Source organism: Marinobacter sp. R17 (genome assembly GCF_003789045.1).
Classification (GTDB): domain Bacteria; phylum Pseudomonadota; class Gammaproteobacteria; order Pseudomonadales; family Oleiphilaceae; genus Marinobacter_A; species Marinobacter_A mangrovi.
The window spans coordinates 1-25614 of record NZ_RHGZ01000015.1 but is presented as its reverse complement, the minus strand read 5'-3'; the positions used below and the strand labels follow the sequence as shown (position 1 = coordinate 25614).

The window sequence follows — 25614 nt, the reverse complement described above, 5'->3', positions numbered from 1 at the left end:
GACGCCTGTCAGGTGCGGGATTCCAGGTCCTGAGGGACCGGTGACTGGTGCAACACCTCGGACATGGTGCGGGGATCCCGGCTGTAGTGGGCATGCAGCTCCGGCGGCAGCACCTGGGGCAATCGCCGCGTCAGGTGATCTTCATCCGCCCGCACGGTTTGCAGGATGTCGTCGATGGTAATCAGGTCCAGTGCTCGACCGGGAAGCAGGCAGTCGCCGCCGCTACCGGCCAGATTGAGCAATCCGCCCCGGATCAGTTTGTCACTGACGCGACGGGTGATGTCCGCCGGCACCGCCATCAGGTGCTCCAGCTTCTCCTGTTGGGGCGCCGGCCGACCCTCACTGAAGGGCTTGCAGACCATCCACATCAGCACCAGAGCCACCTGCTCCTGCAATTCAGGCGAATAGCGGACTCGATACCGCTTGGACACGGCCTGCTGGTTCTGCAGGTAGTAAACGATGCTGGCCCCAATGAGCAGCAGCAACCAGTTCAGATAGAGCCAGATCAGCAGGACAATACCGATCGCAAAGCTCGAATAGATCGCCGCGTACCGGGCGGAGCCGGCCACGAATGAGGCAAACAGCATCCCGCCAGCCTGCCAGGCAACGCCTGCCACCAGCCCGCCAATCGCAGCGTAGCGGAATTTCACACGGGTATTCGGGATGAAGATGTACACAAACGTAAAGGCCATCACCACCAGGAAGAACGGCGTAAAGCGGCTGGCAAACAGGATCAGTGAGCCCAGCGGTTCCACCGCCATGAGTGCCTGGACGTAGGTGGAAGAGAAAATGGTGGCCGTAATGCCGATGGCGCAGACGATCAGCAGCGGCCCAACCGTGATCACACTCAGGTAGTTGCTGAAACGCTGGGTCAGCGAGCGCATCTGGGGCACCCGCCAGATCATGTTGAAAGACCGCTCGGTCTTCTGGACCAGAGAGATCACCGTATAGACCAGCATGGCCAGCCCCACCGAGCCCAGCACCCCGACCTTGATATTGTCGACGAAACTGAGGATCTTCTCGGCCATCTCAATCCCCTGCGGTCCCATCGGCTCAAAGAACTGGAACAGCAACGGTTGGATGCGCTGATGCACGTCCAACGCTTTGAGCACGGAAAAACTCAGGGCCAGCAGTGGCACTATACTGAGCAGCGTCGTGTAGACCAGGCTCATGGCATGGAGCGTCAGCTGACCGTTGATCACATCCCGGGTGACGGCATAGGCGGTACGGCCCGCTCGATAGAGCCAGGTCCAGGGCCAATGCCGCGGTGGATTGGGATTGGCGAGAATCCACTCTTCCACCTCTTTGATACGTTCCTTCAATTCCGACAGGTTCACGGATGCTCCCTTGATTCCTGAAGTCGACGTCTCGCCGGCCACACCTCACCGACTGAAACAAGGTACGCACGACAAGACGATATCAGCTTTCAGTATGGCGCATTTTTGCGTTGTGCAGAAATGCGTCCCGCGACAACCATTGGGAAAACAGAGCGTTATCAAAAAACCCGGGCCAACTTGAATGCCCGCCAGGACTCAACGTCCGTCGAGCACGGGGCCCGGGCCTGGACTCCATGCCGCCGCCCCCGGGCATCACCGTTAAGGCGCGCGCCTAAAGATTCTCGTACCGGTTCACATCGAAAATCCCCGCCTGGGACGGCTCTGTTTCTTCGACGTATGCCTTGAAGTCCGCCACCACGCCCCAGAAATTCGGACTGGTCCGGCGAACACCCCAACGGGCGGCCAGGTCGTGCAGCGCATCCGGTGACTCGACCCGCTCCAGCGCCGAGACGAACACATCCAGATCCGACAGCGGGACGTCGAAGCTGAAGTTGGGGTACGTGCCCAGTGTGCCGTCCATGACTGAAACCGTGTCCTCCTCCGGCAGCAGACGACTTTCCTCGGCAAACATGAAGGCCACGTTCTCGTGCATGCGATTGTGGACCAGCGTGTAGATCCAGCGCTGGTCACCGTCCGTTACCCGCAGGAAGGTCACTTCCGGCAGGAACTTGATCGCTGGCAATGTGGCGCCGGTCTCGCGGGCGAGCGGTCGCAGGATGGCTTCCGCCCGGCGCTGGGAGGGGCTGAGGTCGGAGCGATCACAGTCATCGTCCGACATGCAGCGGTTCAGGGTATCCGGCGGCCCCATCACACGCGAGGCGCGCTGCGACAGCAGTTCGGTAAAACGCCGCATGATGGCCCGCTCGTCGCCCAGATTCTCCACGCTGCTGTAGTCCAGCATGGTGGGCGTCTCGGTATCGAGGCCGGTGTAGGTGATCGCGTCCTTGATCTTGGCCAGCCCCTGGTACCAGTGGTCGTAGATCGGCTGACGCGACTCGGCCGGCACGAAGCGCAGGAAGTTGTCCTCCGAGCCGTTGCGGATCAGGTCGAAATACAGCCGTGTCTGGGCCTGGTGGGACACGCTGCCAAACACGTTGAAGTTCACCACCAGCTCGTAATAGGTGCGTTCGAACAGCGGATAGTCCATCACCCAGATGGTACGCGGCACCTGGCCGTGCAGGCCGCGGCGCACTGAAGCGCTGTCGTGATGGCGGAAAATGGTCAACAGCGCGTCCCGGTTCCAGTTGTCGCCGTCCCAGATCTCATCAAGCGTGGCGCCGCCGGCCCGGCGCTTGGCGTATTCGGCCTGACGCTGTTTCAGGTAGTCGTTACGCTTGTCCTTGTAGTCCAGCCACTGCGGCCCCAGCGCCAGCAGATCGCTGTCCTGACCGGGCAGCCCCAGCAAGGGCGACACCTTGCGGCGATAGTCTGCGTCGTTGACGTAGATTTCCTGATCCGGGTCTTCGAACACCGTCCAGAACTGATCCCGGATCACGTCCGTCGCGATCTGCCCGCGACAAACCGGCCCGCGGATGAAATTGCGCACGAAATACTCCGCGTCATCGAGCATGAACTGGTAGCGGGATTTCGCCGGAATCGACTCGAACGTCTCGAAGGGGTTGGCGCGGTCGGCGTAGTCGTAACCGGGCATGTCCTTCACCTGCCAGTCGGTGTCGAAGAACAGCGACTGGTAGCGCTTCATGCGGGTGTCGCCGAGCGGATAGGTGATGTGGGTCTTGGCCACGATCGAGCGGGTAATCGGCCGCAGACGATAGTAGACCGGAGCCCCGGCATCGCCGTTCGGCCGTACCGTATTCACCGGCAGGATCTTCTCGCCCGGCGCCGTCCAGGACCGGATCAGCTCGTAGAAATGACGGCCCGAGATGTCCGGGAAGTACAGGTGCGCGGCAAACAGGTGCTCGAACAGGTAGCGCGACACCAGTTGGTGCCGGTTGCCCGATTGGTTGAAGAAGGTTTCCCAGCGCTGGACCGCCGCCTGTTCCGCCTGGCTGGGGTTGAAGTCCGGTGCGTCCGTTACGGCGCCCTCTTCGATCCAGGTCTCCAGGGTGTGGAATTCCTTATCCGTCAGACCGGCCGCGGCAAACGGCATCCCGCCATGAGGATTGGCGTCCGCGTAATCGTCAAAGCCTTCCAGGGTCGGACAGCTCAGGGGCCGGCCCATGCCCATCTTCACGCTGTCCGGTATCCGGCTATTCGGTGCCAACGCATGCTGGCGCCCGTGTTCCAGCATCTTGTAGAGCACCGAGGTATCCCGGGCGTCCAGGGCGCCCCCGTCGACGTTACCGTGTAACACCGAAAAGAACCCTTTACGCCGCCAGTCCGCAGTGGTCAGCGCGTCGATACCCAGCCGGGTGGGCGCCATGTCTTCCAGGCGACCGCCGTCGTAGACCGGCAACGGCGATGCCCCGCGATCCAGCCCTTCGGCACTGGTCAGCTTGAGTTGGCAGGGGGAATCGTAGCACCCGTGACAGGCGATGCATTTGGCTTCAAAGATCGGGCGGATGTCTTTCTGGTAGTCGTAGGTCTGGTTCACGGCGACCAGCGGTTTCGGGTTGTCGTAGGTCGGCACCTGGCTGCAGGCGTAGACCAGCATCGACACAACCACCAACAGCATGACGGAGAACAGGGTACGTGGGCGAGCGTGGGCACGGCGCATATGACATCCTTTTCCCGGAAAATGGCACGACCAGTCATACGTGCCCGGCTGACAGATCGCTCATTATAAAGGGGAAAAGCGACAGGATCAGGACGTTAGCGTGACCTATCGACGGTTTCAGGAAATCTGGCGGAACCAGGCCATACGCCGCAGCATGCGGATGATCACGAAAGACAACACCGCCACGACCGCGACATCCAGCACCATGAACAGCCACAGCATGCCCTCGAAGTAGCGTGACAGCGGCATGGTGGCGAAAATCAGCAGCGGATGGATCAGATAGATGCCGAAAGACGCATCCGACCAGGCACTGATGCCCGGGCGCGCTTTCAGGTGCTCCGCCTGTTGGCGCAGCAATATGAAGATGGCGAAGGTACAGAGGATGACCAGCGGGCCCAGATTATTCAGGATCAGGAAGTCCTCATGGATCCCGAACCCCCGATAAAGCACCGCATTGAGACCGGCGCCGACCAGTACCGTCGTCACCACCACACCCCACAGCGTGGCCGGAGAAAACCGGAAGCGTTCGGGATAACGGTCGATCACGTAGCCGCCGACAAAATACAGGATGTAGAGCGGAAACACGGCGTACCAGGTGATGTCCGAGTCCACCACAGCCTTGACCAGCAGTGAGCCCTGGTCCAGGGCGGCGAAGACGAAGAACAGGATTGCCAGGGCGGCAAAATCCGCCAGCCCTGGTTTCTCGCCCCGGATGTACTGGTTCAGGAACGGCGCAAACAGCATCAGGCAGGCAAACATCGTCAGGTACCAGAGATGGCCGTAGCTGTGGCCGGCGCGGATCATGGTACCGGTCAGCGCCAGCAGGGAGCGGTGATCCGGGTTCCACAGGAAGTAGCCCAACACCAGGTACACCAGATTCCAGACGATGATCGGTGGCAGCAACCGCCAGGCGCGCTTGCGCAGGAATTCAGGGGGCTCGATCGCCCGCCCCAGCAACACGACGCCGGACGCCATCACGAATAAAGGCACCGAAAAGCGACTGGCGGCATCCATCAGGTTGGCAAACCACCAGTCAACGTCACTGATGACGCCGTATTGCTTGTAGAAAACCGTGCTGACATGAATGGCGATCACCGCCACGATGGCGATAACGCGGAGATAGTCGATCCAGACTTTGTGTGGCATGCACGTCCCTGAGGCTGGCATGCGTCAGACCAGAGGCACAGCGAACCCCGTCCAACGGCGCATTCAAGACAGGCAGGCCCCGCTTTCACGTCGTCTTGGCGGCGTTCGAAGGGATCCTGCGAGATAAAGCCCATTATTTTGTCAGGGATCCGCCGGGGCGAATATATCGCGCGTCCGTATACAGGCTTCAGCGACATATCTGCGCCTCATAGAACCCAGTCCAGTCGTTCTGCCTTCATGGTGCAGCGGGGGTTTCCGTTTTGCTCCGAGAACAGCAGCAGGTGAAGACCACTCACCCACCCCATGTCGATGCAGGAACCGCGCAGCATGGGCGAGCCCCCGGGCAACGACATCGTCGGGGCCTGCCAATGCAGATCGTCCCGGAAATGATCCACATCCAGCTCGACCACGACGGGAAACTCGCTGGCGCTGAAGTGCTGGACGGCCACCGCTTCCACCTGATCGCGGGTGCTGAGATGCATCAAGCCCGCTCGACGGTCCGCCTGACAGGGCTCGATGACACCGCTGCGATGCGCTTTCCACCAGCCTTTTGCGCTGATCACCCGATACAGGTGCCTGACTTCCATTCGTGATTCCCCCTTTGTCTCAATCCCCTCTGTCCCGCCGGACGCCGTCAGCCAACCTGGTCGTAGGGCTCGACCGATCTCGCATCACGGGTGGCCATGGCCCACCAGCGCAGTCGCGACACCATCCGGCGCAGCGCAGCGTCAGTCCGACCCGGCTCGATCAGTTCGCCCAGGTCATCGAACCGGCTCCAGATGTCGGTCAATGCCACGCCATCGCGCAGGGTCACTGCATGAAGCTCGGCAAAAACCTGACGTAACTGCTCCACCGCGCGGATGCCACCGGACATGGCGCCGTAACTGACGAACCCCACCGGACGCGTCTGCCACTCGTCGTAGGCCGAGTCGATCAGCTGCTTCAGGGCAGCCGGAAAGCTGTGGTTGTATTCCGGCGTGACCACAATGAAGCCGTCCATACCCGCGAGCAGCTGTTTCAAGGCCTTTGTCGATTTGCCGCCGCCGTTTTCGACAGCGGGCAACGCCGTCCGGGGGTCAATGACCCGAAGCTGTATGCCGTTTTCGCCCTGCAGGGTGCGGACCACCCAGGCCGTGACCCGATCGCACAGGCGTCCCTCCCGGACGCTTCCCATGATCACCCCGATACGCAGTGTTGCAGTCATCGCCTTGCTCCTTTCGTTGCGGTTACACGCGCTCTGTGAGCGCCAGGTTGGAAAGAAGCCTAAGACCTCAAGTAAACTTTAGGTAAAGCCCATCACTCATTAAGGCTTGTTATGCCGACCATTAAACCGATCAATCGTCACCAGCCGCTGAGCGTTGGCGAGGTCAGCCGCCGTAGCGGGGTGGCCGTTTCCGCCCTGCACTTCTACGAGCAGAAAGGGTTGATCCACAGTTGGCGAACCGACGGCAATCAGCGCCGTTATCACCGGGATATCCTGCGGCGTATCGCCGTGATCAAGGTGGCCCAGCGTCTGGGCATCCCCCTGGCGGAAATCGCCGGCGCGCTGGAGACGCTCCCGGAAGGTCGCACCGTGACCGCCGACGACTGGCAGCAACTGTCCAATCGATGGCGCGCCGAACTCGACGACCGCATCGACAAACTCTCCCGCCTGCGGGACCAGTTGACCGACTGCATCGGCTGCGGCTGCCTCTCGGTCGACGCCTGCAGGCTGCGCAATCCATCCGACGCCCTGGCGGAAGACGGCAGCGGACCACGCCTGCTGGATCCCGACGGCTGAGACTGATCAAAAGATGAACAAAAGCTCACTTGTCGGTATCATGAGTTATTGACTCTTCGCACTGACATTTCTCAGCATCAGGAGTAACACCATGAAAACCATGAGGATCGACATCGTGTCGGATGTCGCCTGTCCGTGGTGTGCGATTGGTTATGCACGTCTGGAGCAGGCCATGAAGCAGCTTGCGGGCGAGCTGGATTTCACCATCGAGTGGCACGCGTTTGAACTGAATCCCGACATGACGCGGGACGGTGAGCCGATTCTGGAACATCTGAGCCGCAAATACGGCCGCAGCCCGGAAGACATGGAGGCCAACCAGGCGCAGATGATGACCATTGCCGAGGCGCTTGGTCTGAATTTCAGCGGCCTGCAGCAACGCTATTCCCGCAATACGTTCGACGCCCACCGCCTGCTCAAGTGGGCCCGCGAACAAGGCCGTCAGACCGAACTCAAGCTGGCGTTCTTCGAGGCCTATTTCGGCCGCGCGGAAAACATTTCCGACAAGGGGGTGTTGAGGGCCTGTGTGGAAGCTGTGGGGCTGGACAGCGAGATGGCCAGCCAGGTTCTGGACTCCGACGAGTACGGTGTTGCCGTTCGGGCCGACGAAGAGCGCTATCAGCAGGCCGGTGTCACCGCCGTGCCGGCGTTTATCGTCAACCAGCGCTACCTGATCGCCGGTGCCCAGGAACCGGACACCCTGGTCAATGCCTTTCGTGAAATTGCCGAAGACCGGATCGAAACCTCTCCGGTGTAGTGCACTGACCCGTCAGCGGTGTCGTCGCCCCTGGCGGGCCCTGTTCCATCAAGCCAGCGCGGTGGTCCGCTGCTCGCCACGCAATTTGATGACATCGGCCCGCGGCGGCGCCCCGAACAGCCGGCTGTATTCACGGCTGAAGTGAGACGGGCTCTCATACCCCACCCGGTAACTGGCCGTCGCCGCTTCCAGGCCCTCCGACAGCATCAACCGGCGCGCTTCGTGCAGACGCAGCTTTTTCTGGAACTGCAGGGGCGACATCCTCGTGACCTGTTTGAAGGTGTGGAACAGCGCCGACTCGCTCATATTCACTTCGCCGGCGAGATCCTTGACCCGCAGGCTCTCAGTAAACCGGTCTTTCAGCACGTCGATGACGCGCGACACCCGGTGGACCTGAGAATCCGCCACCGCGAACTTACGCATGCGCGCGCCCATTTCTCCAATCAGCGCCCGGTAAATCACCTCGCGCCGGATCAGCGGGGCCAGAACGCCAATGTCCTGCGGTGTATCCAGAAGGCTGGTCAGCCGGGTGACGGCATCCAGCATGCCCAGATCCATCCGTGCCAGACACAGACCGCAGCTGGCCTCCGGACAAGCCTCGGCGGCCGCGTCCAACGGGAGCTGACTGCCCATTTCCAGGACCAGGTTACTGACTTCCTGTGGATCGACGGTGATCTTCATCGCCAGGTACGGCTCCTCCTTAGAGGCATGGAGCACCCGCCCCAGTACCGGCATGTGAACGGACGAGACCAGATAGGACAGCGGGCCGTAGACCAGCTCGCGATCTCCAAAGTTCACCGTTTTGCTGCCCTGGACGATAAAGGCCAGCGATGGATCGTAAACCGAGGACACGCAACTGGTGGAGGAATCGGACCCCACCATCTCCAGTCCGGGAATGGCCGTCTTGCGGAGTTGGCGGTCTACGGGCGTGGCCCGCAGCATGTTGTCGACGAGCTTCAGACGCAGTCGCTCCAGCTCGGGATCCAGGCCCGTGGTCGTGTTCAACGAAAAATCGAGATTCTGGTCCTGGACGGATGGTGCAAGATCGAAATTGGGCACGGTGCATTCTCCTGCCGGTCGGTGGCATCGCCAAAAAACGAAATCCAGTATACCGGGACGGCAAGGCGGATGAGCGTTTATTGAGCAAGATTCACAGAAATAGGCAACCACCCAACAGAAATAGGCAAATAGGCAACAGCGCTTGCCTGATCCTGCACGTTTATAGCCAGATCCTCTTTAATTTGCACGAGCCACCCACACCTCGGGACATCCGTCTTAAAACCCTCTTAAAAGAGTCATCTGCATGCAACATTGTGCATGTAACGCCCATAAAAAGATCCGCTCGCACAAAGCTTGCGCGCCGGACTCCGGCGATAGCTCACCATAAAATTCACATAAGCAACGATAACCAAAAACAGAATCAGGCAATCAAGTCGCAGGAACTGGATACCGCCTTTTTGCCCCAGCCCCTAAAGTAACCTCACACCTTCGATGAAATCCCCGATCACTGTCCCCGCCAGTAGTGGCACCCCCAAGAAAGGACAGAGCCGGGTGACTCAGTCAGTGCCAACCCGCGACGTTTGCTGGAAAACATCCATATACCAGGAGAGAACACCTGATGGACTCATTTAAAGAAGGAGCCCGTATTACCGGCCTGACCCTGCTCGTCATTCTTATGATGACCGTTGGACTGGCCGGCTGCGACGCCCACAGCGAGGAAGCCGCCGCGACACCGCCGCCACCCGCCGTCGACGTGGCCCAGGTGGAGCCGGCGCCCATCACCCTGTGGGACGGATTTACCGGCCGCATCGCCGCACCGGAAAGCGTGGACTTACGCCCCCGGGTCAGCGGTTACATCGACAAGGTCGCCTTTGCGGAAGGGGAAATGGTCAAGCAGGGTGACCTGCTGTTCCAGATTGATCCCCGCCCCTACCAGGCACGCGTGAACGCCGCCAACGCGGATCTCGGCCGCGCCCAAAGCCAGCTGAAGCTGGCGAAGAGCGAAGCCGATCGCGCCCAGCTCCTGCTGGATGGCCACGCCATCTCCCGGGAGGAGTTCGACCAGCGCCAGGCCGCCCTCGCCGAAGCCCGCTCCAATGTGGATGCCGCCCGGGCGGCTTTGGATAGCGCGAAGCTGGATCTCGAATACACCCACATCCGCGCGCCGATCGACGGTCGCGTGAGCCGGGCGTACGTCACCCGGGGCAACCTGGCCACCAGTGACCAGACCCTGCTGACCCGCGTCGTCTCCGTGGATCCGATGTACGTGTACTTCGAGACCGACGAACAGACCGCCCTGAACAACCTGGGCCGGCTGGATGGCGACACCCCGCCGCAGGTCAAGGTCAGCCTCGCAGGCGAACCGGGTTTCGACCACACCGCCACCCTGGACTTTGTCGACAACCAGCTGGACGCCAGCACCGGCACCCTGCAATACCGCGCCGTCATGGCCAACCCGGACGGCCAGTTCCGCCCCGGTCAGTTCGCCCGGGTGCAGATGCCGGTCGCCGACCTGAGCCAGGCCCTGCTGGTGGACCAGAAAGCCGTGATGGCCGACCAGGATCGTCGCTACGTCTATGTGGTGGGCGATGACAACACCGCCAGCCGACGCTATGTCGAGCCGGGCCGGAGTTCAGACGGCATGCTGGTCATAAAGGATGGCCTCAAGCCCGGCGAGCGCGTGGTGGTCAACGGCCTGCAGAAAATCCTGATGCCGGGCATGCCCGTCGCCCCGGAACAGGTGGCCATGCGGCCAGACCAGCGCAAGCAGGCACAGGTCGCCAGCGCCCAGTAATACCCCGACTTTCCGTAACTGAACAGGAACTGGCCTGCCCTCTTTGAGGGTGGGCCCAGGGAGACTTTGCATGAATATTTCCCGCTTCTTCGTGGACAGGCCGATCTTTGCGTCGGTGTTGTCCATCATCATCTTCGTGGTGGGGTTGATCAGCATTCCCGGCCTGCCGGTGAGCGAGTACCCGGATGTGGTGCCGCCCAGCGTCCAGGTCACCGCGCGCTACCCGGGCGCCAATCCCAAGACGATCTCCGAGACCGTCGCCACGCCGCTGGAGGAATCCATCAACGGCGTGGAAGACATGATCTACATGAAATCCGTCGCCGGCAGTGACGGCACCCTGTCCCTGACCGTCACCTTCAAGCTCGGCACCGATCCGGACCGGGCCCAGGTGCAGGTGCAGAACCGGGTGACCCAGGCCCTGCCCCGGCTTCCCGAAGACGTGCGTCGCCAGGGCGTGACCACCAAGAAGCAGTCGCCCAACCTGATGATGGCGGTGCACCTGCTGTCGCCGGACAACACCTTCGATGCAACCTACATCCGCAACTACGCGGTGCTGCACATCCGTGACGAGCTGGCCCGGATTCCCGGCGTCGGCGAAGCCGGCCTGTTCGGCGCGGGCGACTACGCCATGCGCCTGTGGATCGACCCGCAGCGGGCCGCCGCCCACAACATCACCGCCAGCGATGTCGCCAAGGCGGTGCGCGAGCAGAACATCCAGGTGTCCGCCGGCCAGATCGGTGCCCAGCCGATGCCGGGCAAGAACGACTTCCTGATCTCCATCAACGCCCACGGGCGCCTGAAGACCGCCGACGAATTCGAGAACATCGTCATCAAGACCGACGATGACGGCCGCGTCGTGCGACTGCGTGACATCGGCCGGGCCGAGCTCGCCGCCTCCCAGGATTCCCTGCGGGCGCTGCTGAACGGCAAGCAGGCGGTGGCGCTGCCGATCTTCCAGTCGCCGGGCTCCAACTCGCTGGAAGTGTCCGCCGCCGTGCGGGCCAAGATGGCCGAACTGGACGACAACTTCCCCAAGGGCCTGACCTGGGAAGTGGCCTATGACCCGACCGTGTTCGTCAGCAGCTCCATCGAAGCGGTCATCTCCACCCTGCTGGAAGCGGTCGGCCTGGTGGTGCTGGTGGTCATCCTGTTCCTGCAGACCTGGCGCGCATCGCTGATTCCACTGCTGGCCGTGCCGGTGTCGATCATCGGGACGTTCGCGGTGCTGTCGGTGCTGGGCTTCTCCATCAACACCCTGACCCTGTTCGGCATGGTGCTGGCCATCGGCATCGTGGTGGATGACGCCATCGTGGTGGTGGAGAACGTCGAGCGGAACATCGAGGAAGGCCTCAAGCCCATCGCAGCGGCCCACCAGGCCATGCGCGAAGTGAGCGGACCGATCGTGGCGATCTGTCTGGTGCTGTGTGCGGTGTTCGTACCCATGGCGTTCCTGGACGGCATCACCGGCCAGTTCTACCGCCAGTTTGCCGCCTCCATCGCCATTGCGACCGTGATCTCCGCAATCAACTCGCTGACCCTGTCGCCGGCGCTGGCCGCCACGCTGCTGAAAAGCCGCGGCGAGCCCAAGGATCTCCCGGCTCGCCTGATCGACCGCCTGTTCGGCTGGCTGTTCCGGCCGTTCAACCGCTTCTTCGATCGGAGTGCCCACGGCTACCAGAGCTTCGTGAAGCGCAGCCTGCGTACCCGCGGCCTGGTGTTCCTGATCTACGTGGCGATGCTGGGCGGTACCTTCTACCTGTTCAACCAGGTGCCCGGCGGGTTCATCCCCACCCAGGACAAGACCTACCTGGTGGGCAGTATCCGCCTGCCGGAAGGCGCGTCGCTGGACCGCACCGAAGACGTGGCCCGTAAAGTGAGCGACATCGCCATGGACACCGACGGCGTGTCCTACGCGGCGGCCTTTGTCGGCTTCAACGCGCTGCAGGGCACCAACACGCCCAACATCGGTACGGTGTTCATCCTGTTCGACGACTTCGACAAGCGGGACAAGACCGCCCAGCAGATCGCCGGCGAGATCAACGCCAAGCTGGCGGGCATCAAGGAAGGCTTTGCCGTGACCTTCATGCCGCCACCGATCTTCGGCCTGGGCGCCGGTTCGGGGTACTCGCTGTACGTGCAGGATCGTAACGGCGCGGGCTACGGCACACTGCAGAACGCCACCAACCAGCTCGCCGGCACCCTCAGCCAACAGACCGGACTGAGCTATCCGTTCAGCTCCTACCAGGCCAACGTACCGCAGCTGGATGCGGACGTGGACCGGCGCCAGGCCAAGGCACAGGGTGTCAGTCTGGACGAACTCTACGGCACGCTGCAGTTTTACTTCGGCTCGCTGTACCTGAACGACTTCAACCTGTTCGGCCGCACGTACCGCGTGGTGGCCCAGGCGGACGCGCCCTACCGGGACGACGTCAGCGACCTGGAGCACCTGTTCGTGCGCAACGACCGCAATGAGATGGTGCCGCTAAGCTCCATGGTCACCCTCAAGCGCAGCTTCGGTCCGGATCCCGTCATCCGCTACAACGGCTACCCGGCGGCCGACCTGATCGGCCAGTCCGATCCGTCGATCCTGTCCTCCGGCGAGACGCTGGAGAAGGTCGCTGAGGTCGCCGCGAAAACGCTGCCCCGGGGCATGGACATCCAGTGGACGGACCTGAGCTTCCAGCAGATCACCCAGGGCAACGCAGCGATGATCGTCTTCCCGTTGGCCGTCCTGCTGGTGTTCCTGGTGCTGGCTGCGCTCTATGAGAGCTGGGTGCTGCCGCTGGCGGTCATCCTGATCGTACCCATGTGTCTGCTCGCCGCGCTGTTCGGCGTCTGGCTCACCGGCGGTGACAACAACGTGTTCGTCCAGGTGGGGCTGGTGGTCCTGATGGGACTGGCCTGTAAGAACGCCATCCTGATCGTGGAATTCGCCCGCGAGAAGGAGATGGAAGGCATGGACACCATCAGCGCCGCGCTCGAAGCCTGCCGCCTGCGGCTGCGCCCGATCATCATGACCTCGGTGGCCTTCATCGCCGGCGTGGTGCCGCTGGTGCTGGCCTCCGGCGCCGGCAGCGAAGTGCGCAACACCATGGGCATTACCGTGTTCAGCGGCATGATCGGCGTCACCCTGTTCGGCCTGCTGCTGACCCCGGTGTTCTACGTGGGCCTGCGCCTGCTCAGTGGCAAATCGCTGGCTGTTGAACCGCCTGCTCTGACTCACCAGACCGGAGACCACCATGCGTAAACGTTTCCTGGCCCTGGCGCCCCTGCTGCTGGCAGGGTGCGCCGTCGGCCCCGACTATCAGGCGCCAGATGTGCAGGCGCCGGAGCAATTCACGGAATCCGACAGCACGGCCGCCTTCTCGGCGGCCGACGAGGCCCGCTTCTGGGGTGGCTTTGACGATCCCCTGCTGGCGTCGCTGATCCAGGATGTCCTGACCGACAACCCGAGCCTGCAGGCCGCCCTGGCCCGCTACCAGCGTGCCGATGCCCTGGTCCGCGGCAGCAAGGCCGAACAGTTGCCCGAGATCGGGGCGAGCGCTTCGGCGGCGTCACAGCACCTGTCCGTTGCCGAGCGTTCGGGCAGCTCGGACGCCAACATCGACCTCTACGAGGTGAACGCCAACGCCAGTTGGGAGCTGGACCTGTTCGGTCAGCTGCGGCGCGCCAGCGAAGCCGAAGTGGCCCGCCTGCAGGCCGCCGGCTCAGAGGTGAACGCGCTGAAGGTGTCCCTGGCCGGAGAGATCGCCGCCAGCTACTTCGAGCTGCGCGGGCTGCAACAGCAGCTGTCGGTGGCCCGGGGCAACGTCCAGATCCAGCGGGATTCCCTCGACATCGTACGTTCACGCCTGGACGCGGGACGCAGCACCCGGTTTGACGTCCGCCGCGCCGAGGCGCAACTGGAACGCACCCGCGCCGCCCTGCCCCAACTGGAAGCGGACGTACGCGTGCAAATGCACCGGATTGCGGTGCTCACCGGGCGGGCGCCGGGCGAGTTGATCCCGCAGCTGTCGGCGCCGGAACCCTTGCCGACTGCGTTGCCGCTGATTCCGCCGGGCACACCCGGTGACGTCCTGCGCCGGCGGCCGGATATCCGCGTCGCCGAACGCCAACTGGCCGCCGCCACGGCGGATATCGGGGTGGCCACAGCGGACCTGTATCCGCACTTCAGCCTGAATGCGCTGATCGGCTCCGTCGCCTTGGACAGCGGTAACCTGTTCACCGGCTCGGCGGAATCCCGCTCCATTGGCCTCGGCATCGACTGGTCATTCCTGAACTTCGGCCGGGTCCGTTCCCGGATCGATGCAGCCGATGCGGATGCCCAGGCGGCCCTGGCGAACTACCGACAGGTCATCCTGGACGCCCTGGAAGAAACCGAGAACCGCCTGGTGCGCTACCAACGCGCCCAGCAGCGGACCCAGCGACTGGCCGCCAGCGCGGACGCCGCCCGGGATGCCGCGCAGCTGGCTCGCACGCGCTATGAGCAGGGTTATATCGGGTACTTCGAGGTGCTGGATGCCGAGCGCGAGCAATTGGACAGCGAGAACGCCCTGGAACAGGGTCGGACCGCGTCGGTGCTGGCGATGGTGAATCTGTATCGGGCCTTGGCGGGCGCGCCTGGAAGCGCCGAACAGGCCACGGTCTCAAAAGCACCGGCGGAGTCCGACGGACCGGCTTGAGATCATAAGGTACCCGCCATGTAGCGGACGCTTTAGCTTCCGAGCCGTCCTTCGGGACGGCCGATATGCCGACACTGGGGCCCTGACGGGCCCTCCGAAGCTGAAGCGTCGGCTACATGACTCCCCAACCAAAAAGGCCGGCCGGTTTCCCCGCCGGCCTCTTTCATTTCAAACACATTTTCAGGCCTGAGCTGCCCGCACCTCCGGACTCGCCTCACCCTCTTCATCCAGCGCATGCTCCGCATCCAGGACCAGCGCCAGTTCTTCCTCCGCCGTCTTGGCCACCAGGTGGTTCTTGCCGTAGACGAAGAAGTACACGGCACCGATCACGAACAGCACGATGGTGTAGTTGAAGGCGCGCGGATCGAACGCGTAGACACCGGTCATGGCCACCAGGGACAGCGCCAGCGCAATGCCGGAGGTGAACATGCCGCCCGGCGTCTTGTAGGGGCGTTCCAGATCCGGCTTACGCAGGCGCAGCAGGATGTGGCTGCCCGCCATGAGCGCGTAGGAGATGGTGGCGCCGACCACGGCCATGCCCAGGATCAGGTCACCTTCCCCGGTCAACGACACCAGGAAGCCGAACAGACCCGGCACAATCAGCGCCCAGACCGGCGCCTTGCGCTTGCTGGTCAGCGACAGGACCTTGGGCAGGTAACCGGCCCGGGACAGGGCAAACACCAGTCGGCTGTAGCCGAAGATGATCGAGAAGAAGGACGCGATCAGCCCCGCCAGGCCCAGCACGTTGATCACCGTCGCCAGTGTGCCCTGCCCGGTCGCCTTCAGGGCATCCACCAGCGGCACGCCACTCGCGCCAACCATCTCGGCCCCGGACGCCCCGGCCAGCAGGAAGACCACCAGAACCGCCGTGAACAGCAGGAAAATCATGGCGCCAATGATGCCGCGGGGCATGTCGCGGGTTGGATCCTTGGACTCCTCGGCCGCCAGCGGAACACCTTCCACGGCAAGGAACAACCACATGGCGAACGGCAGCGCCGCCCAGACCCCGTACCAGCCAAACGGCAGCACATCGCTGGCGCCCGCCGCGGCCGACGGGGCAATGTCGAACAGGTTGGCGGCATCGAAGTCACCCACCAGCGCGACGGCCGTGGCGAGAATGGCAAACACCGCCAGGCCGCTGATCACCATCATCACCTTGAGGGCCTCGCCCACACCGGCCAGGTGAATGCCCACGAACACCGCATAGAACAGCGCGTAGACCCACGGGCCGTTCACGCCGAGCAGTTCTTCCACGGCGGCCCCGATAAAGATCACGATGGCGGCGGGCGCCAGCGCGTACTCGATCAATACCGCCAGCCCGGTCAGGTAGCCGCCGGTCGCGCCCATCGCGTGACGGGCAAAACTGTAGCCGCCGCCGGCCGCGGGAATGGCCGCGGACATCTCCGCCAGTGACAGCACCAGCGCAAAGTACATCACCGCCATCAGCACCATGGCGATGGCGAAGCCGCCCCAGCCCGCCTCGCCAATACCGAAGTTCCAGCCGGCGAAGTCGCCGGAAATCACATAGGACACGCCCAGGCCCGCCAGCAGGATCCAGCCGGCCGAGCCCTTCTTGAGCTGGCGCTTGGCCAGGTAATCGTCGTCTACATGGGGTGTTGTCATTGCCTATCTCCGAGAAGCTTTACATTGGTTTAGTGAGTGAGGAAGTTCTTGTTATCAGAGGACGCATCGACCACCGCCGCCTCTTCGGTCCGATCCTTCAGACCGACCCCGGACAGCTTGAGGCGGAACGCCTCGCGCACGAGGTAGAGGAGACGCTGGCTGGCGGATTCAAATCGCAGCCCGGCCGGGCGCACGTTGGAAATGCAGTTACGGTCGGCGTCGTTGAGGCCGGGCCGCGGATTCCAGGTGAGGTACACGCCGAGACTGTCCGGCGAACTGAGCCCCGGGCGCTCCCCGATCAGGACCGCCACCGCCCGGGCATTCAGGGCTCCGCCGATCTCATCCCCGATGGCCACGCGGCCCTGCTCCACGACGGTGATGGGGGCCAGCTTGAGATCCACCGGTTCCCGCTCCAGATCCGCCAGGAACGCGCGGATAAACGGCACGGCGTTGTTCTGCACCGCGGAGGACGACAGGCCATCGACCACCACCAGCGCCAGATCAAAGGCTTCACCGGCATCGTCTGCCGCAGCCGCCACCTCGTTGCGGGAGGCCTCGGACAGCTTTCGCCCCAGATCAGGCCGCTGCAGGTAGGTGAACCGGTCCTCCGACTGGCTGTGCAGACGCATCGGCAGCCCGGTGAGGTGCTTGTCTTCCAGCGCGGTGAGTTCGGCCAGCAGCGGTTCCACGTCCAGGGGGAAATGCACCGCGTCCCGGGCCCGGGCGTGGGCCAACTGGAACTCGAGCATCTCGGACGTGGGCAGGCTGATGCCGGCGCGGCCCAGGCCGATGCGGGCATCGGTGTACTGGCGCAGCACGCGCCAGGGGTTATCGATCACGGGCGGCTTGTGTTGATCGCTCATGCGGCACCTCCACCGGTCAGGCCCTTGAGACTGGGTCCGAACAGCCCGGGCACGCCGGCGCTGGGTTCGTGGCGGCGTACGTCGTCGAACACGCCCATTGTCTCCAGCCAGGCCTCGAATTCAGGTGCCGGACGCAGGTCCAGGGCCCGGCGCGCGTAGAGCGCGTCGTGGAAGGAGGTAGTCTGGTAGTTGAGCATGATGTCGTCCGACCCGGGGATGCCCATGATGAACGTACAACCGGCCACGCCCAGCAGGGTCAGCAGGTTGTCCATGTCGTTCTGGTCGGCTTCGGCGTGGTTGGTGTAGCAGATGTCGCAGCCCATGGGCACGCCCATCAGCTTGCCGCAGAAATGGTCTTCCAGCCCGGCGCGGATGATTTCCTTGCCGTCGAACAGGTACTCAGGGCCAATGAACCCCACCACCGTGTTCACCAGCAGCGGATCGAACGCCCGAGCCACGGCGTAGGCGCGAGCCTCGCAGGTTTGCTGGTCCAGGCCGTGATGGGCGTCGGCGGACAGGGAGCTGCCCTGGCCGGTCTCGAAGTACATGACGTTCTGGCCCACAGTGCCGCGTTTGAGCCCCAAGGCCGCGTCGCGGGCTTCTTTCAGCGTGGACAGGCCAAAACCGAAGCTGCGGTTGGTGGCCTCGGTGCCGCCGATGGACTGGAACACCAGATCCACCGGCGCGCCCTGTTCGATCGCCTCCAGCGTGTTGGTCACGTGGGTCAGCACGCAGGACTGGGTGGGAATCTCATATTTCTGGATGACCTCATCCATCATCCGCATCAGCTTCGTGGCCTGGGCCACATTGTCGGTAGCGGGATTGATGCCGATGACCGCATCGCCGTTGCCGTAGAGCAGACCGTCGAGAATGCTGGCGGCGATCCCGGTCATGTCGTCGGTGGGGTGGTTGGGCTGCAGCCGCGTTGACAGATGGCCCGAGAGGCCGATGGTGTCCCGGAACGCGGTCTCCACCCGGCACTTGCGGGCCACGAGGATGAGGTCCTGGTTGCGCATGATCTTGCTGACCGCGGCGACCATCTCCGGCGTCAGGCCGGGGCGGATGCGGGTGAGCATCTCGCTGGAGGCGGTATCCCCCAGCAGCCAGTTGCGGAAGTCGCCCACGGTGAGGTGACTGACCGGTGCGAAGGCGTCGGCGTCATGGGTGTCCAGGATCAGCCGGGTGATCTCGTCGTCTTCATAGGGCACCAGTGCCGCGGACAGGAACGTCTTCAGCGGCACCTCCGCCAGGCACATCTGGGCGATGACCCGCTCTTCGGCCGAAGCCGCCATGACGCCCGCCAGACGGTCGCCGGACCGGGCCGGCGTGGCCTTGGCCATCAGGCCGGCCAGGTCCCGGAACTGCCAGGTCCGCGGGCCAAGCGTGTAGGAATAAGTGTGTTGCATAGCGTTGTCCTGCGTCTTGGTTCCCCAACCGGTGCGGCGACTGGGGAACGGAACTTGCCTGTCATTTCACTGTAACGCCGGCCTCCGGGGCGGGTTATCGAAATTTGGCAAAGTTGAAATGGCACTAAAGTGCCATGTCATTAGGCATAAAGGCGCGGTGGCGGAGAGACGAGATGACGACCATGCTGGAAGGGGCAAGCGAGCCCTCGGAGGTGATCGTGCACCACAAGACAGACAAGGTCGCACCGGTTCGGTGCACCGCCATTACCGACGATGCCCATGAACAGGCCGACAACCTGACCAACTGGGACCAGCAATACGACCAGGTCAGCCCCGGCCGTTTCTACGGCCGCATCGACGAGCTGCACCTGGGTGCCATGCAGGTCTATAACGAGCACAGCAGCCACGCCCTGCGCCAGCAGTGCCTGGTCTGGCCCGATGCCATCTGGTTCGGTATTCCGAGCAATAGGGAGGATTGCCGGGTCAACGGCCAGAGCCTGGAGGCGACCGACATCCTGTGCCGGCCCGGCAGCACCCAGTTCGAGCTGGTGACGCCGGCCGCGTTCGATATGCTGGGCATCGTCGTGCGGGAGAAAGACCTGATGGCGGCGGCTGCCGCCCAGGGCATCGACATCTCCACCGAGGACGCCCGTCAGGTGGCCCGCCTGCGCCTGCCCGAACAGACGCTGACGAACGTGCGCTACCTGATCCGCCGGATCGTGCAGTCCACCCCGGAGCGCCTCGACGGCTGCATTCACCGCGATCTGCTGATGATGGCCCTGCTGGAAACCCTGGAGCGGGAAACGCCGAACGGCGCGGTGCCGCCCAGCTATCTGCACCGCAAGGCGGTGGTGGAGCGCATCAAGGATTACGTGGAGCAGGCCTGCGACCTGCCGGTGACCATGGCGGAATTGTGCGAACTGGCCTGCGTCAGCCGCCGGACCCTGCAATACAGCTTCGAGTCCATCCTCGGTATCAGCCCCTTGCAGTTCCTGCGGGTCACACGCCTGAATCGGGTCAAGCGGATGCTCAGCACCGGCGGTTCCGATTCAGTCTCCGACGCCGCGGGTTACAACGGCTTCTACCATCTCAGCCAGTTCTCGGCGGACTACAAGCAGCTGTTCGGCGAGTTGCCCTCGCAGACACTGGCCAGGCATGCAGCGCCAGCCTGACTGTCATGGCTCTGGAAACATCCAGCTGTCCCTTAACCGAGAGCCGTAGACTTTCTATACTCGCCTGACCGCCATTCGTCAGGGAGCCCATTGTGTACACCCCGAAGCACTTCGCCGAGACCGACACTGAACGTTTACAGGCTTTCATTCGAAGCCGCGGCTTCGGAACGCTGGTGACCGTCAGCCCGGATGGCCCAGACGCCAACCACATCCCGTTCCACCTGGACGCTTCCGGCAGGCTTCAATGCCATGTGGCCCGCAACAATCCCGTCTGGGAGCAGATTGTCGAGTCACCGAATGTACTGGTGATTTTCCAGGGGCCGGACGCCTATATTTCGCCGAACTGGTATCCCACCAAGCAGGACACCGGCAAGGCCGTCCCCACCTGGAACTACCAGGTGGTGCACGCGTATGGAAAAGCCACGCCAATCCAGGATCCCGACTGGCTGTGGCGGCACTTGAACCACCTCACCGACCACCACGAACAGGGTCGCCCGGAGGCCTGGTCCGTGAGCGACGCGCCGGCGGACTATCTCGAGAAAATGATGGGGGCGATCGTGGGGCTGGAAATCACCATCGATCGCCTGGAAGGGAAAACCAAGGCCAGTCAGAACCAGCCGGAGCAGAACCGGGAAGGCGTGAAAGCGGGGCTGGCAAACGACGGTGGCGAAGCTGCTCTTGCCATGGCCCGGGAAATTCCCTAGGTCGCGCTCGACACGGAAGTCGAGCACACCCGGGAAGAGCTGACCGGATGCGCCCAACGGTGGGCCATAGCGGTTAATCCAATCGTGGCTACAGCACGGACTTGAAACCTTCGAACTGCGGCGGCCCCAGATAGATGTCCCTGGCTGGCTTCGCATTGGCGTGCGCTTTGCGGAAGGCCTCGGACTTGGTCCAGTTGATAAAGGCCTCTTCCGATTCCCAGACGCTGTGGGAGGAAAACAGCGTGTGATCCTCGAGGCTTGGCCCCTGCAGCAGATTGAAACTCTTGAAACCGGGCACCTCGTCGAGATGGGTTTCCCGGTTGCGCCAGATTTCGATGAATTCCTCCTCTTTGCCCGGGGCAATGCGGAAGCGGTTCATGGCGATGTACATAGGCGTCCTCTCTGTTGAGTTCATTGAGTCCGTGGATGGGCGTCACTGTAACAAGTGTGCCGACGTGTTCGAACGATCGGTCATCGCCAATCGTTATAGCGGCGTATGGGAATGCAGGCCAAAAACGGCGAATCGTTCAAAAATCGGGGCAAACCGTCCCGGGAACGGATGATTCCCGCGTTGGTCCTGTGTAATGTCATCGACCCATACCATCCCCGGAGCACACCATGTCTGACTTGATCCTGCATCACTATGCCCTGTCCCCTTTCTCGGAAAAGATCCGGGCCATGCTGGGCTACGCAGGTTTGAAATGGCAATCCGTCACTGTGCAGGAGATGCCCCCGCGACCGGAACTGGAACCGCTGGCCTCCGGCTACCGCAAGATTCCGGTGGCCCAGATCGGCGCGGATGTGTTCTGCGATACCCGCACCATTACCCGCGAAATCGCCCGCCTGGCCGGCAAGCCGGAGCTGGCGCTGGACAACCATCCGGCCGAGGTTCAGGACTTCGTCCGGGTGGTGGACCTGGAAGTCTTTCTCGCCTGCGTGATCTCTGCCAGTGGCGGCGGCCTGCTATTCAAGCTGGTGCGCAGCACGTCCATTCTGCACACCTACCGCTTCCTGAAGGACCGTATTGCCATGGGTAAGCAATCCCGGGTGCGGGCGACGAACCCGAAACAGGCCAAGCAGCGGGTGGCGGAGCATGTGGCCGATCTGGAGCACCGGCTGACCCATGACTTCCTGTTTGGCGATACACCGTGCGTAGCCGACTTTTCGGCGTATCACGGGCTCTGGTTCGTGGTTGACCTGGCGGGCAAACCGGTGCTGAAGGACGCGCCCCGCGTCAGGGCCTGGATGGATCGTTTGCGTGCCTTCGGGCACGGCACCGAGGAGGCGATCAGCGCCGAAACCGCCATTCGCGAAGCCTACAAGAGCCAGCCCCGCGCGCTGCCGGAATCACAGGCCAACGCCGCCATTGGCCAGGCCGTCACCATCACGCCGGACGACTACGGCCGCATTCCGGTCACCGGTACCCTGGTGGCGGACGACGGCCACGGCTGGATCGTCGCCCACGACCATCCCCGCGTGGGGACGGTGAACATTCACCTGCCCCGGCAGGGCTTTACGCTCGAGACCGCCTGAGACGTCGCCGATTACCAGGCGACGGTGTCGTTGGGGCCGCGCTTGATGATCGGCGTTTCGTTTTCCCAGATGGCCAGGCCGCTCTTGAGGTCGGTCAGGCTGAGCTGGAAGTAGTATTCCACTTGCTGCTCGTCCTCGACTTTATGGTTGCGCTGGATGATCTTGCCCGACAGGCTCAGGTCCGGCGCTTTCAGGGTGCCTTTCTGCTGCACGCCGGACTGGTCGAACTCGTCGTTGTTGCGCAGCTCCCGGGCCTGCTGGTTCATCTGGTCCTCGGCGCCGTCCACGCCGACCGCGGTGGTGGTCACCACCTTGCCGGAGCGCAGCAGGGCCACACGAATTTTCTTGGTGAGCTGGTCGGTGTCGATGCGCTGCATGGTGTCGTTGGTGATGCGGCTGACCGCCATGATGTACCGCTCACCGGAGGGGTTATCCACGGCGCCACTGGACAGCAGATCCTGCACCGCGTTGTCGGCGGCCCGCTCGAAGTCCCGGTAATCCAGGGTCATCGCGACAGGACCATCATCCGCGGCCGGATCCACATAGCGGGTGTGTGTGGCGCAGGCCGACAACATCAACGAGGCCACGGCGGCCACCATCAGGCTTCTGGTTCCATTCAACATCATGGTGCTCTGTCCTCACGCAGGTGCAACTGGTAGCTGACGGCCTTTTCCTGTGGCGCCGTCGCGGTAAAGAAGCGGGTCTGGTCCCGCAGGATGCGGACCGGACGGTAGCCTTCGCCGACGCCCGGCACCACCATGCCGTCCTCGTCGAACCAGGTGACCGCCCATTCCATGTTGGTGTCCTGATAGGCCTGGACCGAGAACTGGATGCGCAGCAGACTGCCACCACTGGGCAGGCTGACCCGCTTATCCAGCAACTCCTGGACCTGGACGGACTGGCGAATCTCCGGGTCCACCTTCAGGTCGTCCCGCTGGACGTATTCCCGTTTCGGCTGCACCGGGGCGCAGGCCGCCACTAAAAACGACAGGCAGATGATGCCGATCAGGGCTTTCATTCGTGTCATGAGATCCTCCAGTCAGGATGCACAGGGACGGGCCGGCGTACCGCCGCCGCTCAGTTGCAGGCATTCGCCCGGCCGTTTTCCCTGCAGGTCCAGTAACATTACTGTAGCCGGCGCTTCCGCGGTAGGCCGTTTCACGTAGATCAGGGTGTAGGGTTGATCCGGGACACTCACCGTTCCCAGATCCCCCCGCAAGGTGTCCGTCAGTTCGACACGCCCGTCCGCCGGACGTTCCAGCCGGGCGACCTCCCAGTGGTCGGGCATCGCCTGCCAGCCCCGCAGGTCCGCCTGGGTGGTGGCCAGGGTATAGATGATCGACCCGAGCTGACCTGCGGCACCAAACGACTCCGTAGCCTTGTGCTGGATCAGCCCTTTCACCACCGCCGCCGAGATGGCGCGGGTCAGGACGCTGGGAAACCGCTCCTGCATTTCAGTACGAATCACCTTGCCCATCTGGGCAAAATCCGCGGTCGTCTGCGCGTTGGCGCTCAGGTGTCCACTGACGGCCGTCCGGTCCCGGTAGCGTGGCAGCGCGATGCCGGTGAGGATGACCTGCGCATCGCCGTGATAGGAATAGAACAGCGGCACGTCGAACCGGACTTCCTCCAGCACCGGCCCCAGGCCGTTTTCATAAACCACCCAGACACGGTCCGGCTGGTCCTGCCGCGACAGATTGCCCGATGCCAGGCCCTCGGCCAGATCCGCATCCGCCTTCACCGTCGCATTGCCCGGCGCCATATCCGATACTCGCTGCAAGGACGTCACCGCGCGCTGGACGTCGGAGCCGCCGTTCGCGAGGAAGTAGAGCCCGTATAGATAGGTGCTGGCCGGCACGATGTAGTCGGGGTAGACGCTCCAGGCAGAAGGATCACCGTAGTTGCTCTGGATCACCGAGCGCATGCTGCCGCTGTCGATGCTGCGCTGGACCGTGCGGGCGTTGGCCGGGTCGTTCTGCAGCGCGCGTTTCTGCTCGGCGATTTCCTCGGAGAAGAAATCCACCGCCCGACGCGTGCGATCGTCGGCCCGGTTGAATTCCACGCGGGCGTAGTCGTCGTTGCCCAGGGCCAGGAAGGAGAGCGCCTTGTAGGTGTTCACGAGGATGGCTTCGGACATGAGCGCACGGTAGTCGCGGGTCGAATCGTTCACCAGCACCGACATCACGTTTTCCGAGGCTGCCGACGCAAAACCTTCGGTGTCCAGGTACTTCATGCCAGCTTCAGCCCGGTCGAACGCGTCGATGGATGGCTGGTAGTCTCCCTCAAGCCTGAGCGCTTCGCCGCGATGGAGGTACTGCAACACGTGCTTGCTCTCGGAATCGCTCTTGTCACTGACCGCCATGACGCTGGCCGCCAACCCGTAGTCGCCGCGGTCGTAGGCGCTGTTGAAGCGGGCCATCTCGTCCCGCTGCTGGAACACAGAGCAGCCGGACAGCAGGCCGATCAGCGCCAGGGCCGCCAGCAAACGGTGTGATCTCGAGTAAAACGTCATGCTCGGGTGATCCGGGTCCTTCGGCGTTGATTCCGGGAAATGGGCGATTTATCAGGTTGCTAGACAGCCAATCCACGTTATTGGTTCACAAACCGCTTGCCACTGGCGCCATGGCGCGGCAGCATTCCCGGTTCAACCAGCAACGATCGAGAAAAGGTACCTCATCATGGCACAAGCAACCGCACGCCACATCCTCGTCGACACCGAAGCCCAGTGCAACGACCTGAAAAAGCAGATTGAAGACGGCGCCGATTTTGCCGAAATCGCCCGTGCCCACTCCAACTGCCCGTCCGGCCGCAACGGCGGCGACCTGGGCTCCTTCGGCCCGGGCCAGATGGTGCCAGAGTTCGACAAGGCGGTCTTTAACGGTGAAGTGAATACGGTTCAGGGGCCGATCAAGACGCAGTTCGGCTATCACCTGCTGGAAGTGACCAGCCGTACCTGATTCATCGGATTCTCCCCCCTCTCCCCAACCCTCTCCCGCCAGGGGAGAGGGAGGTCATCTGTGCAAACCGGCAACATAGGTAACACCTCAAACCGGGAACATGGGTGACACAAGTTACGGTATGGGCAAGGAGGATGCGCCCATGCCCTGGAGAGAGACTTGTGTAATGGATCTTAAGATGCAGTT

The 25614-nt window shown here is 63.0% G+C and carries 22 protein-coding genes; 9 read left to right on the top strand and 13 right to left on the bottom strand.

The window, feature by feature from the left end; all coding sequences use genetic code 11:
• Positions 1-8: 8 nt before the first annotated feature.
• From EB809_RS11950 to EB809_RS11930, 5 genes are all read right to left on the bottom strand, one after another.
• The gene (locus tag EB809_RS11950; protein WP_123635052.1) at positions 9-1337 is read right to left on the bottom strand and encodes a YihY/virulence factor BrkB family protein; all 1329 of its coding nucleotides are present in this window, start codon (positions 1335-1337) and stop codon (positions 9-11) included.
• A 271-nt stretch (positions 1338-1608) separates the two neighbouring features.
• Positions 1609-4014: a fatty acid cis/trans isomerase gene (locus tag EB809_RS11945; RefSeq protein ID WP_223807933.1), complete on the bottom strand. Its 2406-nt coding sequence runs from the start codon at positions 4012-4014 to the stop codon at positions 1609-1611.
• Between the two features lie 117 nt (positions 4015-4131).
• Positions 4132-5160, bottom strand: coding sequence for an acyltransferase (locus EB809_RS11940; RefSeq protein ID WP_190294883.1), 1029 nt, complete (start codon positions 5158-5160; stop codon positions 4132-4134).
• 206 nt (positions 5161-5366) lie between these two features.
• Entirely contained in the window at positions 5367-5747 is a 381-nt protein-coding gene (locus EB809_RS11935; protein WP_123635050.1) for a DUF952 domain-containing protein, read from the bottom strand.
• A 47-nt stretch (positions 5748-5794) separates the two neighbouring features.
• Positions 5795-6364, bottom strand: a complete 570-nt coding sequence (locus EB809_RS11930; protein WP_123635049.1) for an NADPH-dependent FMN reductase — start codon at positions 6362-6364, stop codon at positions 5795-5797.
• 111 nt (positions 6365-6475) lie between these two features.
• Here EB809_RS11930 and soxR point away from each other — a divergent pair, with 111 nt between their 5' ends.
• Positions 6476-6940, top strand: a complete 465-nt coding sequence (gene soxR, locus EB809_RS11925) for a redox-sensitive transcriptional activator SoxR (protein WP_123635048.1) — start codon at positions 6476-6478, stop codon at positions 6938-6940.
• Between the two features lie 91 nt (positions 6941-7031).
• Positions 7032-7694: a DsbA family oxidoreductase gene (locus tag EB809_RS11920; protein ID WP_123635047.1), complete on the top strand. Its 663-nt coding sequence runs from the start codon at positions 7032-7034 to the stop codon at positions 7692-7694.
• 48 nt (positions 7695-7742) lie between these two features.
• Here EB809_RS11920 and EB809_RS11915 read toward each other — a convergent pair whose 3' ends face one another.
• A complete protein-coding gene (locus tag EB809_RS11915; protein WP_223807932.1) occupies positions 7743-8753 on the bottom strand; it encodes an AraC family transcriptional regulator in 1011 nt (336 codons plus the stop codon).
• A 559-nt stretch (positions 8754-9312) separates the two neighbouring features.
• Between EB809_RS11915 and EB809_RS11910 the strand changes: the two genes are divergently transcribed.
• The 3 genes from EB809_RS11910 to EB809_RS11900 all read left to right on the top strand — a co-directional run bounded on the left by EB809_RS11910 (position 9313) and on the right by EB809_RS11900 (position 15170).
• A complete protein-coding gene (locus tag EB809_RS11910) occupies positions 9313-10488 on the top strand; it encodes an efflux RND transporter periplasmic adaptor subunit (RefSeq protein ID WP_123635046.1) in 1176 nt (391 codons plus the stop codon).
• A 70-nt stretch (positions 10489-10558) separates the two neighbouring features.
• Positions 10559-13735: an efflux RND transporter permease subunit gene (locus EB809_RS11905; protein WP_123635045.1), complete on the top strand. Its 3177-nt coding sequence runs from the start codon at positions 10559-10561 to the stop codon at positions 13733-13735.
• Positions 13728-15170, top strand: a complete 1443-nt coding sequence (locus tag EB809_RS11900) for an efflux transporter outer membrane subunit (RefSeq protein ID WP_123635044.1) — start codon at positions 13728-13730, stop codon at positions 15168-15170. Before EB809_RS11905 ends, EB809_RS11900 begins: the two co-directional genes overlap by 8 nt.
• Positions 15171-15350: 180 nt before the next feature.
• Here the strand turns inward: EB809_RS11900 and eat are convergent, their stop codons facing one another.
• From eat to EB809_RS11885, 3 genes are read right to left on the bottom strand one after another with little or no spacing between them, the layout of a single operon-like run.
• Positions 15351-16793, bottom strand: a complete 1443-nt coding sequence (eat, locus tag EB809_RS11895) for an ethanolamine permease (protein ID WP_123635043.1) — start codon at positions 16791-16793, stop codon at positions 15351-15353.
• A gap of 29 nt (positions 16794-16822) precedes the next feature.
• Positions 16823-17656, bottom strand: coding sequence for an ethanolamine ammonia-lyase subunit EutC (gene eutC, locus EB809_RS11890; RefSeq protein WP_123635042.1), 834 nt, complete (start codon positions 17654-17656; stop codon positions 16823-16825).
• Complete coding sequence (locus EB809_RS11885) at positions 17653-19062, bottom strand: ethanolamine ammonia-lyase subunit EutB (RefSeq protein WP_123635041.1); 1410 nt, start codon at positions 19060-19062, stop codon at positions 17653-17655. Before EB809_RS11885 ends, eutC begins: the two co-directional genes overlap by 4 nt.
• A gap of 173 nt (positions 19063-19235) precedes the next feature.
• Here EB809_RS11885 and EB809_RS11880 point away from each other — a divergent pair, with 173 nt between their 5' ends.
• Positions 19236-20234 carry a helix-turn-helix domain-containing protein gene (locus EB809_RS11880; RefSeq protein ID WP_123635040.1) on the top strand — a complete coding sequence of 333 codons (999 nt, stop codon included), beginning with the start codon at positions 19236-19238 and terminating at the stop codon, positions 20232-20234.
• A gap of 92 nt (positions 20235-20326) precedes the next feature.
• Positions 20327-20938, top strand: a complete 612-nt coding sequence (locus EB809_RS11875; RefSeq protein ID WP_123635039.1) for an FMN-binding negative transcriptional regulator — start codon at positions 20327-20329, stop codon at positions 20936-20938.
• Between the two features lie 88 nt (positions 20939-21026).
• Here the strand turns inward: EB809_RS11875 and EB809_RS11870 are convergent, their stop codons facing one another.
• On the bottom strand, positions 21027-21329 hold the full coding sequence (locus EB809_RS11870; RefSeq protein WP_123635038.1) for an antibiotic biosynthesis monooxygenase family protein: 303 nt from the start codon (positions 21327-21329) through the stop codon (positions 21027-21029).
• A gap of 227 nt (positions 21330-21556) precedes the next feature.
• Between EB809_RS11870 and EB809_RS11865 the strand changes: the two genes are divergently transcribed.
• The gene (locus tag EB809_RS11865; RefSeq protein ID WP_123635037.1) at positions 21557-22471 is read left to right on the top strand and encodes a glutathione S-transferase family protein; all 915 of its coding nucleotides are present in this window, start codon (positions 21557-21559) and stop codon (positions 22469-22471) included.
• A gap of 11 nt (positions 22472-22482) precedes the next feature.
• Here EB809_RS11865 and lpoB read toward each other — a convergent pair whose 3' ends face one another.
• The 3 genes from lpoB to EB809_RS11850 are packed head-to-tail and all read right to left on the bottom strand — an operon-like array spanning position 22483 to position 24983.
• A complete protein-coding gene (lpoB, locus tag EB809_RS11860) occupies positions 22483-23097 on the bottom strand; it encodes a penicillin-binding protein activator LpoB (RefSeq protein WP_223807931.1) in 615 nt (204 codons plus the stop codon).
• Positions 23094-23498, bottom strand: coding sequence for a DUF1425 domain-containing protein (locus EB809_RS11855; protein ID WP_123635036.1), 405 nt, complete (start codon positions 23496-23498; stop codon positions 23094-23096). Before EB809_RS11855 ends, lpoB begins: the two co-directional genes overlap by 4 nt.
• 12 nt (positions 23499-23510) lie before the next feature.
• The gene (locus tag EB809_RS11850) at positions 23511-24983 is read right to left on the bottom strand and encodes a COG3014 family protein (RefSeq protein WP_223807930.1); all 1473 of its coding nucleotides are present in this window, start codon (positions 24981-24983) and stop codon (positions 23511-23513) included.
• Between the two features lie 166 nt (positions 24984-25149).
• Here EB809_RS11850 and EB809_RS11845 point away from each other — a divergent pair, with 166 nt between their 5' ends.
• Positions 25150-25428, top strand: a complete 279-nt coding sequence (locus EB809_RS11845) for a peptidylprolyl isomerase (protein WP_123635035.1) — start codon at positions 25150-25152, stop codon at positions 25426-25428.
• Positions 25429-25614: the final 186 nt, after the last annotated feature.

Bases quoted from the DNA above. Each gene is read 5' to 3' on its own strand.
- EB809_RS11900 (WP_123635044.1), top strand. From the start codon at position 13,728: ATGCGTAAACGTTTCCTGGCCCTGGCGCCCCTGCTGCTGGCAGGGTGC.
- eat (WP_123635043.1), bottom strand. From the start codon at position 16,793: ATGACAACACCCCATGTAGACGACGATTACCTGGCCAAGCGCCAGCTC.
- lpoB (WP_223807931.1), bottom strand. From the start codon at position 23,097: ATGATGTTGAATGGAACCAGAAGCCTGATGGTGGCCGCCGTGGCCTCG.
- EB809_RS11940 (WP_190294883.1), bottom strand. From the start codon at position 5,160: ATGCCACACAAAGTCTGGATCGACTATCTCCGCGTTATCGCCATCGTG.
- EB809_RS11855 (WP_123635036.1), bottom strand. From the start codon at position 23,498: ATGACACGAATGAAAGCCCTGATCGGCATCATCTGCCTGTCGTTTTTA.
- EB809_RS11935 (WP_123635050.1), bottom strand. From the start codon at position 5,747: ATGGAAGTCAGGCACCTGTATCGGGTGATCAGCGCAAAAGGCTGGTGG.
- EB809_RS11930 (WP_123635049.1), bottom strand. From the start codon at position 6,364: ATGACTGCAACACTGCGTATCGGGGTGATCATGGGAAGCGTCCGGGAG.
- EB809_RS11920 (WP_123635047.1), top strand. From the start codon at position 7,032: ATGAAAACCATGAGGATCGACATCGTGTCGGATGTCGCCTGTCCGTGG.
- EB809_RS11885 (WP_123635041.1), bottom strand. From the start codon at position 19,062: ATGCAACACACTTATTCCTACACGCTTGGCCCGCGGACCTGGCAGTTC.
- EB809_RS11845 (WP_123635035.1), top strand. From the start codon at position 25,150: ATGGCACAAGCAACCGCACGCCACATCCTCGTCGACACCGAAGCCCAG.
- EB809_RS11865 (WP_123635037.1), top strand. From the start codon at position 21,557: ATGTCTGACTTGATCCTGCATCACTATGCCCTGTCCCCTTTCTCGGAA.
- soxR (WP_123635048.1), top strand. From the start codon at position 6,476: ATGCCGACCATTAAACCGATCAATCGTCACCAGCCGCTGAGCGTTGGC.
- EB809_RS11905 (WP_123635045.1), top strand. From the start codon at position 10,559: ATGAATATTTCCCGCTTCTTCGTGGACAGGCCGATCTTTGCGTCGGTG.
- EB809_RS11880 (WP_123635040.1), top strand. From the start codon at position 19,236: ATGACGACCATGCTGGAAGGGGCAAGCGAGCCCTCGGAGGTGATCGTG.
- eutC (WP_123635042.1), bottom strand. From the start codon at position 17,656: ATGAGCGATCAACACAAGCCGCCCGTGATCGATAACCCCTGGCGCGTG.
- EB809_RS11850 (WP_223807930.1), bottom strand. From the start codon at position 24,983: ATGACGTTTTACTCGAGATCACACCGTTTGCTGGCGGCCCTGGCGCTG.
- EB809_RS11910 (WP_123635046.1), top strand. From the start codon at position 9,313: ATGGACTCATTTAAAGAAGGAGCCCGTATTACCGGCCTGACCCTGCTC.
- EB809_RS11870 (WP_123635038.1), bottom strand. From the start codon at position 21,329: ATGTACATCGCCATGAACCGCTTCCGCATTGCCCCGGGCAAAGAGGAG.
- EB809_RS11945 (WP_223807933.1), bottom strand. From the start codon at position 4,014: ATGCGCCGTGCCCACGCTCGCCCACGTACCCTGTTCTCCGTCATGCTG.